General features: G+C 68.1%; 13 protein-coding genes. 11 read left to right on the top strand and 2 right to left on the bottom strand.

Annotation, left to right across the window (positions count from 1 at the left end; all coding sequences use genetic code 11):
- The first annotated feature begins 88 nt into the window (after positions 1–88).
- Entirely contained in the window at positions 89–1,303 is a 1,215-nt protein-coding gene (gene endA / locus GRS48_RS04885) for a tRNA-intron lyase (protein ID WP_159484090.1), read from the top strand.
- Between the two features lie 102 nt (positions 1,304–1,405).
- Complete coding sequence (locus tag GRS48_RS04880; protein ID WP_159484088.1) at positions 1,406–3,034, top strand: tryptophan--tRNA ligase; 1,629 nt, start codon at positions 1,406–1,408, stop codon at positions 3,032–3,034.
- Positions 3,035–3,130: 96 nt separating this feature from the next.
- Here the strand turns inward: GRS48_RS04880 and GRS48_RS04875 are convergent, their stop codons facing one another.
- Positions 3,131–3,505: a DUF5518 domain-containing protein gene (locus GRS48_RS04875; protein ID WP_159484086.1), complete on the bottom strand. Its 375-nt coding sequence runs from the start codon at positions 3,503–3,505 to the stop codon at positions 3,131–3,133.
- 99 nt (positions 3,506–3,604) lie between these two features.
- Here GRS48_RS04875 and GRS48_RS04870 point away from each other — a divergent pair, with 99 nt between their 5' ends.
- From GRS48_RS04870 to deoC, 3 genes are all read left to right on the top strand, one after another.
- The gene (locus tag GRS48_RS04870; RefSeq protein WP_321168297.1) at positions 3,605–4,324 is read left to right on the top strand and encodes a DUF998 domain-containing protein; all 720 of its coding nucleotides are present in this window, start codon (positions 3,605–3,607) and stop codon (positions 4,322–4,324) included.
- Positions 4,325–4,385: 61 nt separating this feature from the next.
- Entirely contained in the window at positions 4,386–5,618 is a 1,233-nt protein-coding gene (locus GRS48_RS04865; protein WP_159484084.1) for an MBL fold metallo-hydrolase, read from the top strand.
- 87 nt (positions 5,619–5,705) lie between these two features.
- Positions 5,706–6,341, top strand: a complete 636-nt coding sequence (gene deoC, locus GRS48_RS04860; protein ID WP_159484082.1) for a deoxyribose-phosphate aldolase — start codon at positions 5,706–5,708, stop codon at positions 6,339–6,341.
- A gap of 123 nt (positions 6,342–6,464) precedes the next feature.
- Here deoC and GRS48_RS04855 read toward each other — a convergent pair whose 3' ends face one another.
- Positions 6,465–8,732, bottom strand: a complete 2,268-nt coding sequence (locus GRS48_RS04855; protein ID WP_159484080.1) for an amino acid permease — start codon at positions 8,730–8,732, stop codon at positions 6,465–6,467.
- Between the two features lie 207 nt (positions 8,733–8,939).
- Between GRS48_RS04855 and GRS48_RS04850 the strand changes: the two genes are divergently transcribed.
- The 6 genes from GRS48_RS04850 to trpG all read left to right on the top strand — a co-directional run bounded on the left by GRS48_RS04850 (position 8,940) and on the right by trpG (position 14,858).
- Positions 8,940–9,713 carry an AsnC family transcriptional regulator gene (locus GRS48_RS04850; protein WP_321168296.1) on the top strand — a complete coding sequence of 258 codons (774 nt, stop codon included), beginning with the start codon at positions 8,940–8,942 and terminating at the stop codon, positions 9,711–9,713.
- A gap of 503 nt (positions 9,714–10,216) precedes the next feature.
- The gene (locus GRS48_RS04845) at positions 10,217–10,603 is read left to right on the top strand and encodes a thiol-disulfide oxidoreductase DCC family protein (RefSeq protein WP_159484076.1); all 387 of its coding nucleotides are present in this window, start codon (positions 10,217–10,219) and stop codon (positions 10,601–10,603) included.
- Between the two features lie 188 nt (positions 10,604–10,791).
- Positions 10,792–11,886: an anthranilate phosphoribosyltransferase gene (gene trpD, locus GRS48_RS04840; RefSeq protein ID WP_159484074.1), complete on the top strand. Its 1,095-nt coding sequence runs from the start codon at positions 10,792–10,794 to the stop codon at positions 11,884–11,886.
- Entirely contained in the window at positions 11,886–12,530 is a 645-nt protein-coding gene (locus GRS48_RS04835; RefSeq protein WP_159484072.1) for a phosphoribosylanthranilate isomerase, read from the top strand. Before trpD ends, GRS48_RS04835 begins: the two co-directional genes overlap by 1 nt.
- 1 nt (position 12,531) lies before the next feature.
- On the top strand, positions 12,532–14,265 hold the full coding sequence (gene trpE, locus GRS48_RS04830) for an anthranilate synthase component I (protein ID WP_159484070.1): 1,734 nt from the start codon (positions 12,532–12,534) through the stop codon (positions 14,263–14,265).
- The gene (trpG, locus tag GRS48_RS04825) at positions 14,262–14,858 is read left to right on the top strand and encodes an anthranilate synthase component II (protein ID WP_159484068.1); all 597 of its coding nucleotides are present in this window, start codon (positions 14,262–14,264) and stop codon (positions 14,856–14,858) included. The genes trpE and trpG overlap by 4 nt, the downstream gene beginning before the upstream one ends.
- The last annotated feature ends 5 nt before the right edge of the window (positions 14,859–14,863 follow it).

Raw genomic sequence — 14,863 nt, 5'->3', positions numbered from 1 at the left:
GACCTCCACCGACCGCCGATCGCGACTCCCGTACCCTCACCGCCCGCCGACCGCAACCCCCTTACCCGGCCCGACCGGCCACACCACCATGCAACCGACAGGGGAACTCCGCGGCGACGCCGTCCGCGTCGGCGGCGACGCCCGACAGCGGTTCTACGACTCGCGGGGGTACGGCCGGCCGCTCTCGGGCAACGAGATCGCGCTGTCGCGGATCGAGGCCGCACACCTGCTGTTCCGCGGCGACCTCTCGGGCGTCGTCCTCGAGGACGGCGGGGCGGCGATCGGCTTCGAGCGCTTCTTCGTCGCCAGCGCGGCGGCCGCGGAGCGGTTCGCGGTGCGGTACCTCGTGTACGCCGACCTCCGCGACCGGGGCTTCTACCTGTCGCCCACCCGCGACCGGTGGCCGGGCGGCGACGACGCGGCGGCGGACGCGGTCGATTTCGTCGTCTACGAGCGCGGTTCGACGCCAGACACCGGCGACGTGCGCTACCCGGTGCAGGTCGTCGGCGAGCGCCAGACCGTGCCCGCCGCCGGGCTGGCGGGGCGGACGCTCGCGGTCGTCGACGAGGAGAGCGACCTCACGTACTTCGCGGCGACGCAGCCCGACGTCTCGGGGGGAACCGACTACACGCCGCCGACCGGCCTGGCCGGCGCCCTCCTCGAGGACCGGGTCGTCGTCTGGGACGCCCCCGACGCCCTCTACGACCGGGGGTTCTACGGCCGGCCGCTGACCGGCCGGGCCGCCGAGGTCGAGGGCGCGCTCCAGCTCTCGCTCGTCGAGGCCGCGTCGCTGGCGGCCGACGGGGCGCTCTCGCTGTCGCGGACGGTCGGCAGGAGGCGAGACGACGGGGACGACGGGGACCGCGGGACGGAAAGCGCGGGCGACACGAGCCGAACGGCGGACGACACGAACCGAACGGCTGACGACGCGAGCCGAGCGGCGGCCGCCGTGATCGACCGTGGTCGCGCGGTCGAGGGCGACCGGTTCGACCGCCGGCTCGCCGTGTACCGACGGCTTCGAAACCGGCGGGTCGTCCCCAAGACGGGGTTCAAGTTCGGGGCGGACTTCCGGACGTACCTCGACGTCGACACCGTCGACGATCTCCCGCACTCGGAACACCTCGTGCGCGTCGTCGAGCCCGACCACACGTTCGAGCCCCGGGAGCTCTCCCTCGACGTCCGGCTCGCCGGCGGCGTTCGCAAGGAGATGGTGTTCGCGATGGCCGACGCCGCGGACGGGAGCGGCGACGGCGACGACGCCGGCGGCGTCGAGTGGCTCTCCGTGAGCCGGCTGACGCCGTAGCCGGCCGCGGACCCGGCCCGCCGATCCCTGTGCGGCCCCCTCGCGCCGGGTCCGTCCCCCGCAAGCGAACGGTTTTTGCGTCGACCGGCGGGAAGGGTAGGTATGACCGAGGACACCCACGAGGGAGCGAGCCCGCCGGAGCCGGGGGCGACCGCCCGTCCGGACGGCGGTGCGGAGCCCGCGGACGAGCCGACAGCGGACGTCACGCTCGACCCGTGGGGGTCGGCCTCCGTGGGCGACTACGCCGACCTGTTCGCCGAGTTCGGCATCGAGGCGTTCGACGACGTCGCCGACGACGTGACGGACCCGCACTACCTGATGCGCCGGGGCGTCATCTTCGGCCACCGCGAGTACGACGCCGTCGCCGAAGCGATGGCGAACGGCGAACCGTTCGCCGCGCTCTCCGGGTTCATGCCGACCGGTGACCCGCACATCGGCCACAAGCTCGTCTTCGACGAGCTGATCTGGCACCAGCAGCAGGGTGGGGACGTCTTCGGGCTCATCGCCGACCTCGAAGCGCACTCTGCGCGCGGGATGTCGTGGTCGGAGATCGACGACCACGCCCGCGACTACCTCCTCTCGCTTCTCGCGCTCGGCTTCGACGCCGAGGACGGCGAGCTGTACCGGCAGTCGGACAACCGCGAGGTGCAGGACCTCGCGTTCGAGCTGGGGTCGAAGGCGAACTTCTCGGAGTTCGAGGCGATCTACGGCTTCGACGGCGAGACGAACATCTCACACATGCAGAGCGTCGTCACCCAGACCGCCGACATCCTCTACCCGCAGCTCGTCGACGAGCCGAAGCCCACGGTGATCCCCGTCGGTCCCGACCAGGACCCTCACGTCCGCCTGACGCGCGACCTGGCGGTTCGGATGCGCTACTTCAAGGTGACGGAGGCGTTCGCGAGCTTCGAGCTCGACGACGACGAGCGCGGACTGGTTCGGGCTGCCTACGACGCGCTCGCGGCGGACGCTGACGACCCCGACGCCGCCGACGTTCGCTGCGTCCGAGCGGCCGAGTGGCTCGCCGACTACGAGCCGCCCGCGGAGCCGGCGTCGCTCGCGGCGGCGAAACCGACCGCGCTGGAGAAGCTCCGGGCCGGCGGTAAGGAGCCGCTTCGACCCAGGGTTCGCTTCCTCGACCGCAACGCGACCGACGAGGCGTTCGAAGCGCTGATCGAGGCCGTCGAGGGGGAAAAGCGCGTCTTCGACGAACACGTCGACGCCTTTGATCTGACCCGCGAGGAGGCCGAGGCCCTCGCGCGCGAGGTCGAACTCGACCACGACGGCTTCGGCTTCCGTCAGCCCTCCTCGATCTACCACCGGTTCATCTCGGGGCTCACCGGCGGGAAGATGTCGTCGTCGATCCCAGCGAGCCACATCTCGCTGCTCGACGCCCCGGAGGACGGCTACGACAAGGTGAAAGCGGCGACGACGGGCGGTCGATCGACCGCCGAGGAGCAGCGCGAACTGGGCGGGGAAGCCGACGAGTGTCCCGTCTACGAGCTGTACGCCTACCTGCTCGCCGGCGACGACGACGAATTGACGAAGACCGTCTACTCCGAGTGCGTCAACGGCGAGCGGCTCTGTGGCGGCTGCAAGGAGCAGGCCGCCGAACTCATGAGCGAGTTCCTCGCGGACCACCAGGAGAAGCGCGCGGAGGCCGAGGCGGTGCTCGAGGACCTCGATATCGATCTCGACTCCGACCGACGGGGGACCGGAGGCGAGCACTGAAGACGCCGGGATCGGTCGCGGCGAGTCGCTCGGTTCGCGTCGCTTGATTCGGGTCGTGCGGGTCGAACTACCGTCCGGTCCCCGACACCGAGGACGTCACGGCGCGGCTCCGTCGGACGAGGCGTTCTCCTCGTTGAGGTAGCTCCCGATCACGCCGCCGAGCGCGCTCAGCGCCACGAAGTAGCCGATCGCCATCGCGATGACGAGGAACACGAGGAACGCGCCGCCGAGGGCGACCCCGACGTCCGGGGCGAACGGCACGAACGCGAGCAGCAACAGGAGGGCCCCGGCCGCCGGCAGCGACGCGATCGCTCCGGATATCGCGCCGACGCGGAGGCCGTCGCCGGTCTCGCCGCCCTCGAGGTAGCCCGCGATCGCCCCGCCGAGCACGGGCGAGAAGGGGACGAACGAGAGGGCGAACGTGGCCACCGCGCCGATCACCGCGTTCAACAGCGTGTTGTCGGTGTTCATACGTGATACCGATCCCACGACCGGTGATAAACGCGGCGACGATCCGACTGCCGTCTTCCCGCCCGCGCTTTTAAGCGGGCCGGCCGCACACGTCGGCCCGTGACCGACGACACCGACGCAGGCGACGGTCGTGCGGGGGCCGATCCCACGGCTCGAAGCGACGCGCTCGATCCGTACCGGCTCCTCGGCGCGGTCGCCACCGTCGTCGCCCTCGGCGGGATCGCCCTCGCGACCCTGCTCGACCCGACGTTCTCGTGGACCGGCGACGCCCTCTCCCACCTCGGCGTCCGTGACCGCAGTGCGCTCGTCTTCAACGGCGGGCTGGTCCTCGGCGGCGTGCTCGGGCTCGGCTACGCCGTCGGGCTGTGGCGGTGTGCCGCCGAGGACGGCGCGCACACGGTTGAGGGTGACACCGGGACGGCTGGGATCAGCGCGGGGACGACCGGAGCCGCCGTCCGCCTCCGCGCGGCCCTCTTCGCGCTCTCGATGGTCGCGATGGCCGGCGTCGGCGTGTACGACCTCACGCGGCCGCTTCACGGCCCTGCGGCGGCCGCCTTTTATACCTTCCTCACGGCGACGCTGGCGGTCGACGGGGTCGCCCGCCGCCGGACGGCGACCGGCCGCGTTGCGCTCGCGTTCGTCCCCGTCCACGTCGTCGTCTGGGCGACGTTCCTCGGCGGCTACTGGCCGGTGACGGGGCTCGCGCTGCCCGAACTCCCCGGCGCGCTCATGCTCGCCGCCTGGGTCTGGGTCGTCGGCCCGCTGCCGGTCCTTGCCGTCGGTCCGTCCGACGAGGAGCGATCCGGCGACGGATCGTGAGCCGACCGAGGGCCGGTCGCGAACCGACGGAGGAAAACCCCTCGGGGGCGTCGAGCCGACAATGGACGTTCGATTCCTCGGCGGGGCCCGCGAGGTCGGACGGAGCGCGGTCCTCGTGAACGACTCGTTGCTCCTCGATTTCGGTCTCCTCACCGCCGAGCCGCCGCTGTTCCCGGTCGAGACGCCCTCCCCCGAGGCCGTCGTCGTCTCCCACGGCCACCTCGACCACGTCGGGTCGGTCCCCGCGCTGTTGTCCGGGCGCGACCGGCCGCCGATCCACTGGACGCCGCCGACGCGGGACCTCGCGACGACGCTCGGCCGCGACACGCTCAAGCTGCACGGCGGGACGTACGCCTGCCCGTTCTCCGAGAACGACCTCAAACGCGTCACGGAGGTGTCCGAGACGCACGGCTACCGCGAGCCGTTCGAGGCGGCGGGCCACGAGGTGACCTTTTATACTGCGGGTCACATCCCGGGGAGCGCACACGTCCTCGTCGACGACGGCGAGACGCGGCTCCTGTACGCCGGCGACTTCCACACCGACGACCAGCGGCTCGTGTCCGGGACGGCCGCCCGCCCCGATGCCGACGCCGTGATCTGCGAGAGCACGTACGCCGACGTCACCCACGAGGACCGGGGGACGTTGGAGGCGCGATTCGCGGAACGCGTGCGGACGACGCTGTGGGAGGGCGGGACGGTCGTCGTGCCGGCGTTCGCGATCGGGCGGACACAGGAGCTACTGCTCGTCTGTGAGGCGTACGACATCCCGTGTTACGTCGACGGGATGGGACAGGAGGTGACAGACGCGCTCCTCCGGTACCCCGAGTTCCTCAGGGACGCGGACGCGCTGCGCCGGGCGAAGTCGCACGCGCGATACGTCACGGGTCGCGACGGGCAGCGTCGGCGGATCGCGGAGCAGCCGGCCGCGATCGTCACGACGAGCGGGATGCTCTCGGGGGGACCGGCGATGACGTACGTCCCGGCGGTCGCCGGCGACCCGACGAACCGGATCACGCTCACCGGCTATCAGGTCGCGGGGACGCCCGGCCGCGACCTCGTCGAGACGGGGAGCGCGCGGCTCGACGGGCGACACGTGACCGCGAGCGCCCGCGTCGAGCAGTACGACTTCTCCGCGCACGCCGACCGCGAGGGGCTCCGCTCGTTCCTCGCGCCGTACGAGGGGACGCCCGTCCTCGTCGTCCACGGGGACCGCTGTGACGGGTTCGCGGCGGAACTCCGGGCCGACGGCCACGACGCGACCGCGCCGGCGTTGGGCGAGGAAGTCGCGGTCTGAGACGGTCGGCGCCGACCCGCGGCGGTCAGCACAGCTCCGGGACGGCCGACCCAGTACGCCTTTCACACGTCGCGACCACGCCCGGGTATGAACCGCGAGGAGTTCGCCGGCCGCATCGACCACACCGTGCTCGGGCCCGAAACCAGGTGGAGCGACGTCACGGCCGTCCTCGACGAGGCGGTCGAACACGGGATGAACGCCTGTATCCCGCCCTGTTACGTGGCCGAGGCGACCGACTACGCGCCGTCGGTCACCGTCGCCACCGTCGTCGGGTTCCCGCACGGGCAGTCGTCGATGGTCTCGAAACACGACGAGGCGGTCAACGCCTGGAACGACGGCGCGGACGAGCTCGACCTCGTGATCAACGTCGGCCGCTTGAAGGCGGGCGAGGACGACGCCGTCGCCGCCGACATCGCCGAGGTCGTCGCGGCGGTGCCCGTGCCCGTGAAGGTGATCGTCGAGACGGCGCTGCTCACGGACGCGGAGAAGCGCCGCGCCTGCGAGGCCGCGGTCGCCGCCGACGCCGACATGGTCAAGACGTCGACCGGCTTCGCCGGCGGCGGCGCGACCGTCGCCGACGTCGAACTCTTGAGCGAGTACCTGCCCGTGAAGGCGTCCGGCGGCGTCGGCACCGCCGCCGAGGCGATGGCGATGTTCGAGGCGGGCGCGGTCCGGATCGGCGCGTCCGCCGGCGTCGACATCGTCGAGGGGTTCGAGGGCTGAGTTCCTGGCTTCGTTGAACCCTCGCCGGACGACGTGTTCGACGCCGTTGACGTCCTATTCGTCAGACACCATACGGGATAGGACAGTAGATCGTAACGGACGACGTCCACGAAGGATGCCGTCTCAGCTACTTTCTAACACCCGTCGTAGACGGTCTCGTAAGGCTTCTCGGAAGGTTCTCGGAGCCCGATCAGCGTCCCGTGCGATCAGTACCGTCCCTTCCGACTGTTCGACAATAGCCTGTGGAATCGATCCGTACAAGGCCTGTGCTGCGAAGCTTTCACCAGTCGCACCGACGCTTACGGAGTCGTATCCTTGGACCGTCTCCAAAAGCGACTCCCGAACCTCCTCGCTCACGATCACCTGCGGTTCGTACTCGGCGTCTTCGATCCCCGCAGCCGTCGCAACCGAACGGATCGTTTCCTCACCCACTTGAGTTGGTGTCGCTGTTTCATCGTCATCCGCACCATCGGTTGTCTCATCGTCCGCTGGCGGCTGCACATTCAGTAGCGTTAACGAGGCATCCTCGAACGTGCGCACCAGTTCACCCGCACGACGAACAGCACTCGGCGCGTTCGGTCCACGGCCTGCCAGAGCCACGATTCGACCCGGCGAGCGACTCGGATTCGTCACGAGCGTCACCTCACACGACGCACGTTCGATCACGGGATCGAGTGTACTCCCGAAGATCGCGTCACGCCGTCGCCGTTTCCCACCCCATCCCATCAGGACGTGGTCCGCCTCTTCTTCCTGGATAACGGACAGGAGTGCGCTTCCGGCGTTTCGGCCCACCATCGCGCGCGTTCGAAGCGGGATGTCCAGCGTCTCTGCCGTTCCACGAGCACTGTCGAGCAACTCCTGCTGCCGTTCGACGCGCTCTTGTTCGAGCTCGATCTGCTCGGGAGACATCTGTGGGGGCACCTCGATCACGTTGACAGCAACGAGCTCGGTCGGTCCGTCATGGCCGTACGCGCTCGCCGCCGCATAACGAATGAGCGTCTCCTCGGTCACCGGGTTCGCCACCGGAACTACGACGCGATACACTGGTTCGTCCTCGGTTTCAGCCGCAGGTTCGGCAGCGATCGCTTCTCCGACGAGACTCGTCGAGACCGCACGGTCCCGTGCGTATACGACATACCAGAGGACTCCGACCCCGATGATGCCGATTCCGATCCCCTGGACGATCGGACGCATCTGAACCATCACGCCGAGGCAAGCGAGTCCACCGAGGATCGGAACAGTGGGATAGAGCGGACCGGGGATCCGAAAGTCCGGATCGTATCCGTCGGGATCTGCACGCCGTAACACGACGACGGCCACGTGGACGAGAGCGTATGTCACGAGGAATGAGAACGCGGCCACGTCGGCCAGCGTATCGATCGGGAGGGGTCCGGCGATCAACAGCAAAATAACGCCACCCGTTGCCAAAATCGCCCGGTAGGGGGTACGATAGTCCGAATGGATCTGGTTCAGCCACTCGGACAGGAGACGGTCGCGACCCATAGCGAAGTTGACTCGTGCCGCCGACAGAATCGACGCGTTCGCAGACGAAACGGTCGCGAGCACAGCTCCGATGATCATCGCTAGCGACCCGATTGCCCCCGCATATTCGGCGGCAACGTCAGCAACCGGGATGGTCGACGCTTCTAGAACACCGACCGGGAGTACGCCGGTCGAGACGAGCATCACGAGAACGTACAGAATCGTGGGCGTCACGACCGCTGCGATCATCGATAGCGGGAGGTTCCGTCCCGGGTTTTTGATCTCTTCGGCGGACGTCGCGATTACCTCGAAGCCGATGAACGTCACGAACACCGTCCCCGCAGTCAACCCGACTGCTCCCCATCCTTCGGGAGCGAACGGTTGTAGCAGCGTCGGATCGATCGCTGTCAGTCCGAGAACGATGAATCCAATGATTAAGACGATGAGGAGAATGACGATGACGTTCTGTAGGGATCCGGTCTCTTTGACCCCACGATAGTTCACGAGAGTGAGGATCGCACCCATCACGAGTGCGGACGCGATAATCGGGAAGATCGGATGTAGCCCGGCGAGGTACTGGCCGAAGCCGAGCATGTAGAAGGCGGTCGCAAACATCAGACCGGCCCACATACCCCACCCAACGATGCTCCCGAACAGTCCGCCGAGTGCTCGATTGACGTAGTAGTAACTTCCCCCGGCCTTCGGCATGCCGGTTGCCAGTTCGGACAGCGAGAGCGCAGCGAGTAACGCGACGAACCCGCCGATAGCGAACGAAATCATACTGGCGGGGCCTGCCCTGCCGGCGACGATGCCGGGGAGGACGAATATCCCCGCCCCGATCATCGTTCCCAATCCGAGGGTGTACGCTTCGAGGAAGCCGAGATCACGGGCGAGTTCTTGATCTGCCATCGCGTTCACCACCCACCGTTCAGCACGGCTGATTCGAAGTGTGGAGCAGTTCTCGGTTTGTCCATATCGCATCAACCCAACCGATGCAGTATAAAATAACCGATGCGATTGTTGGATCGATAATATAGGGTGCTCCAATCACCGCTTCCAACAATACCAATGTATTATATTGGTGAGTCGAGAACACCCACGTACAGGTGATGGCCCGTGTCCAACTCCCAAACCAATTATCGGATCGACGATATTGATCGACGGATCATTCACGCGCTCATGGCCGATGCCCGCAACACGTCGGCCCCGATGATCGCAGAACAGGTGAACGTCTCGCCGGGAACGATCCGAAATCGCATCAAACAGCTAGAAGAACACGGAATCGTCAGCGGTTACCACGCCAACGTTGATTTCGAACGAGCCGAAGACAAACTGACGTACCTCTACGTGTGTACCGCCCCACCGCAGGAGTTAGAGACGCTCGCCCGAGACGTTCGTAACATTCGTGGCGTCGTGAACGTTCGGGAGCTAATGACTGGAAGTGGAAATCTTCACGTTCTTGCAGTCGGTGAGACGACGGCGGATTTCAAGCGCATCATGCGTTCACTCTCGGAGTTAGAGATTGAACTCGTTGATAAAAACCTCGTTCAGAACGAACTGTTCGAACCGTATGCTCAGTACGGAGGAGATGATGAAGCGCCAGCCTGGGAGCCGACGGATTTTCTCAGACTTGCCGGTGGAACTGACATTGTCGAGGTGACTGTTGGGGAAGCCGCGCCCATCGTCGATCTCTCCCTTGCAGAGGCTGCAGACCGGGGAGTTCTCGATGAAGATGCGCTTGTGGTTGCAATTGAACGCGACGGACGCGTTCTGACACCTCGCGGTGAAACAGTCGTTCTCCAGGACGATGTGGTGACGCTGGTTTCGAGAGGTGGAGAACCAGAAGAAGTCATCGATGCATTCCACACGTCCACCTCGAAAACGGTGTGATATCCGATGGTACGATCCCTTCGCTGTGAACACGAAATCGAGAGTACGTGTCCGTACTGCCGTACGGCATTGGGCGACCCTCTTTATCAAGGGAGGACTGCGTGATGCTACGACGGTTAATGCAGCGGATTTGGCCGGGAGCAGAGGTCATCTATGAGTGTCGAAACTGTGGAACGACCGTCGAAAACGTGGAGAGTGAATGCCCTAGCTGTGGGAAGAACGAAATAGCGACGTATCAGATCACTGGGGACTGATCATGACCGTTCGCTATACCTTGCATGCGGCTCGTGACAACTGATGTCTGTGTCAGGGTTACGTCGGCACGTGAGCCCTCTGTAGCGACCCAGACTCGGACCGGAACGTGTTCCTGCGGAGGAGTTCAACAGCACCTTGAGACCTGCTCGTTCGGACGCGTTTCCGCCTGAAACAGCTGCTCGACGAAGGGCGCGTCTCGACCCTCCGCTTGGGAGAACACCAAAGAGCGAGCGCCCCAAACCACCTGTATGGCCGTTCCACGCCTCGTGTACGACGATGAGTGCGGGTTCTGTATGTATATGACTCGGTGGCTCTTGCGGTTCGGCACGTTCGATCCGGTCGGGTTCAGCGAGCTCACGGCGGATCAGAAGGCCCGGCTTCCGGACGAGTACGAGAGCTGCATGCACCTGTTGACCGACGAAGCGGTGTACTCGTGTGGCCACGCGCTCGAACAGTGCGTGAGCCGCTGTGGGGTCGTCGGTCGGGGTATCGTTCGCACAGCGCGTCTACTTCCGTTTTGGGGGCGAATTCGAGAACGCGGCTACCGGTTCGTCGCCGACCGCCGATCGGTTTGGGGACGGTTTCGGTCCTGCGAGCACGTCGAGGGGAGCCTTTCCGGTCCTCGATCGGAATGATGGACGGTTTATGAGTCGTCGTCGGGGGTTCCGGCGATCTGTCGGGCAGTGTCGGGCGAGTCTCGGACGGGTGTCGGGGGCGACGGCGGCCGGCCGCTTAAAAAGGAGCTGAGAGAGCCCCGCCGACAGCGTTAAGGCAGTGTACAGGTTTGTACATTATAAGCCGAATCTATACATTGGTGTTCACAATGAGTATCCAGGAAACCATCGAGCGAGTGACGGACGGGACGGATCTGACGGTCGCGGAGGCGCGCGAGACGGCACGGCTCGTCTTCGAGGAGGCGACCGAGGCGCAGATCGGTGCGCTGCTCGCCGCGCTCCGGGCGAAAGGGGAGACGGAGGCCGAGATCGCCGGCTTCGCCCAGGGGATGCGCGACGCCGCCCGGACGATCGAGCCGGACCGCGACGTCCTCGTCGACACCTGCGGCACCGGCGGCGACGACTACGACACGATCAACGTGTCGACGACCGCCGCGATCGTCGCGGCGGGCGCGGGCGTCGCCGTCGCGAAACACGGCAACTACTCGGTCTCGTCGTCTTCGGGCAGCGCGGACGTCCTCGAGGTCGCCGGGGTCGACATCGACGCGGAGCCGCCGGCGGTCGAGGCCGCGATCGAGGCGGACGGGATCGGGTTCATGCTCGCGCCCGTGTTCCACCCGGCGATGAAGGCCGTCATCGGCCCGCGACGCGAGCTGGGGATGCGGACGGTGTTCAACGTCCTCGGCCCGCTCACCAACCCGGCCGGCGCGGACGCGCAGGTGCTCGGCGTGTACGACCCGGCGCTGGTCCCGCAGATCGCCCGAGCGCTCTCGCACATGCCCGTCGAGCGCGCGCTGGTCGTTCACGGCTCGGGCATGGACGAGATCGCGCTCCACGACGACACCGTCGTCGCCGAGGTCGACGGCGAGACGGTGACCGAGTACACGGTCTCGCCCGCGGACCTCGGACTGGAGCGCGCGCCGATCGAGGCGGTCGCCGGCGGGACGCCCGAGGCGAACGCCGCGGACCTCCGGGGGATCGTCGAGGGCGACGTGACCGGCCCGAAGCGCGACCTGATACTCGCGAACGCGGGCGCGGCGATATACGTCGCCGGGATGGCCGACACGCTCGCCGACGGCGTCGACCGCGCCGCCGAGGCGATCGACTCCGGCGCGGCCGCGGGGAAGCTCGCGGCGCTGTGCGGGGACGATCCGGGCGACGCGGACGACGCGGATGCCGCGGGGACCGGCGGCCCGGACGGGGAGACCGCGGGGACGCTCCCCGACGCCGAGGGTGACGACTGATGGCGCGGGTGAAGATCTGCGGGCTGACCCGCGGCGCGGACCTCCGGGCCGCGATCGATGCGGGCAGCGACGCGGTCGGCGTCATCACCGAGGTGCCCGTCGACACGCCCCGGGAAGTCGACCCGGCGACCGCGGCGGAGCTGCTCGCGGACGTGCCGCCGTTCGTCACGTCGACGCTCGTCACGATGCCGGACTCGCCGGAGCGGGCGGTCGAGCTCGTCCGGACCGTCGAGCCCGACGCGCTCCAGCTCCACGGGGAGTGGACCGCCGACGAGGTGGGGTACGTCCGTGCGGAGACGGGCGTGAAGGTGCTTCTCACCGTCGACGCGACGGATCACGGCCGGGCCGAGGCGCTCGACACGGTCGTCGACGCCCTCGTCGTCGACTCGACGACGGCGTCGGGTGCGGGCGGGACCGGCGAGACGCACGACTGGGCCGCGACGGGCGCGCTGGCGGACCGGCTGACGTCGCCGGTCGTGCTCGCGGGCGGGTTGACGCCCGAGAACGTCGCCGAGGCGGTTCGGGTCGCCGACCCGTTCGCGGTGGACGTCGCCTCCGGGGTCGAGCTCTCCGGCGGCCGGAAGGACCACAACGGCGTCGCGCGGTTCATTCGAAACGCGGGACGCGAGATGGAGGTCGCGTGAGATGACCGCCCTGGACCGTTCGCGGGAGTCGTTCGTCGACCTCGCCGCCGACGCCGACCGGCCGGTCGTCGTTCGCGCCGCGGCCCCGATCGACACCGACGTGACGCCGTTGGCGGCGTACGCGACGCTCGTCGGCGACAGCCCGTACGGCTTCCTGCTCGAATCGGGCGAGAAGGTCGCCTCCAGCGACCCCGACGGGGCGTTCACCGCGGGCGGGAAGGCCGACAAGCACGCCCGCTACTCGTTCGTCGGCTACGACCCCGAGGCGATCGTCTCGATCCATCCGGACCGGACCGAGATCCAGCGGCTCGGGCCGGCGGCGGACCTGATCGGGACGCCCGACGAGGCGAACGAGGACCCCCACCATCGCGACGACGCGCTCGGCCCCGACGCCGGCGACGTCATCGACCGAGTCAGGTCGGCGTTCCCCGACGTACGGCTGCGCGGCTTCCCCGAGACTGAACGTCAGATCCTCTCGGGCGGGTTCGTCGGCTTCCTCGCGTACGAGGCGGTTTACGACCTCTGGTTGGAGGAGGTCGGCGTCGACCGCCCGGAGACTGCGTTCCCGGACGCGGAGTTCGCGCTGACGACCCGGACGGTGGTCTTCGACGAGGTGGAGGGGACCGTCGAGGTCGTCTTCACTCCGGTTATCGACGTCGACGACGACCCCGGCGAGACGTACGACGCGATCGCCGCGGAGGCCGACCGCGTGGTCGACGCGCTCGCGGCCGCATCGGAGCCGGAGACCGGCGGCTTCCGCGGTCGGGACGAAACGGCGGATCCCCAGCCGGCGTATGAGGAGGCCGTCCGAACGGCCAAACGCCACGTCCTCGACGGGGACATCTACCAGGGCGTCGTCTCCCGGTCGCGCGAGCTGCGCGGGGAGGTCGACCCGCTCGGGCTGTACGCCGCGCTGCGCCGGATCAACCCGTCGCCGTACATGTACGTCCTCCGGCACGACGACCGGACCATCGTCGGGGCGAGCCCCGAGACGCTCGTCTCCGTGCAGGGCGACCGGATCGTCTCGAACCCGATCGCGGGCACCTGTCCGCGCGGGGAGAGCCCGGTCGAGGACCGGCGGCTCGCCGGCGAGATGCTCGCCGACGGGAAGGAGCGCGCCGAGCACACGATGCTCGTCGACCTCGCGCGAAACGACGTGCGGCGGGTCTCCGAGCCGGGGTCGGTCCGCGTCGAGGAGTTCATGAACGTGTTGAAGTACAGCCACGTTCAACACATCGAGTCGACGGTGACGGGGACGCTGGCGGCCGACGCCGACGCGTTCGACGCGACGCGCGCGACGTTCCCCGCCGGGACCCTCACGGGCGCGCCGAAGGTGCGTGCGATGGAGATCATCAACGACCTCGAGGCGACCCCGCGGGAGGCGTACGGCGGCGGCGTCGGCTACTACTCGTGGACGGGCGACGCCGATTTCGCCATCGTCATCCGCACCGCGACGATCCGCGACGCGGTCGAGCCGAGCGCGACCGCCGAGGAGCCGACGATCGACGGTTCGGCCGTCGATGATTCGGTCGTCGATGATTCGGCCGTCGATGACTCGACCGTCGACCGCGACTCGGTCGTGACGGTCCGTGCCGGCGCGGGACTCGTCGCCGACTCCGACCCGACGGCCGAGTACGAGGAGACCGAACAGAAGATGCACGGGGTGTTGGCCGCCATCGACGCGATCCGCGAGGGGGACGGAGCGGTCGCCCCGGGAACGGGGGTGGACGAATGAGGGTCGTCGTCGTCGACAACTTCGACTCGTTCACGTACAACCTCGTCGAGTACGTCTCCGAACAGCGGGTCGACGGCGAGCCGGTCGACGTGTCCGTGTTGAAGAACACGGCGTCGGTCGCCGCCGTCGAGGCCGAAGGCCCCGACGCGCTCCTGCTCAGCCCCGGTCCCGGCCACCCGAAGAACGACCGCGACGTCGGGGTGACCGCCGAGGTGTTGCGGGAGCTGTCGCCGGAGACCCCCACGCTCGGGGTCTGTCTCGGCCTGGAGGCGGCCGTCTACGAATACGGGGGCACCGTCGGCCACGCCCCCGAGCCGATCCACGGGAAGGCGTTCCCGATCGACCACGACGGCGCGGGCGTGTTCGCGGGCCTCGATCAGGGGTTCCGTGCCGGCCGATACCACTCGCTCGTCGCGACCAGCGTCCCGGACGTCTTCGACGTCACGGCGACGACCGACCACGACGGCGAGTCGCTCGTGATGGGGATCCGCCACCGCGAACACCCGATCGAGGCGGTGCAGTTCCACCCGGAGAGCGTGCTCACCGGCGTCGGCCACGACGTAATCCGGAACTTCATCGACCTGGCGCGGTGAGCCGC

The organism is Halorubrum sp. JWXQ-INN 858, from assembly GCF_009806985.1.
Lineage (GTDB): Archaea > Halobacteriota > Halobacteria > Halobacteriales > Haloferacaceae > Halorubrum.
The sequence above is the reverse complement of the archived record's forward strand: the minus strand, read 5'-3'. Positions and strand labels throughout refer to the sequence as shown.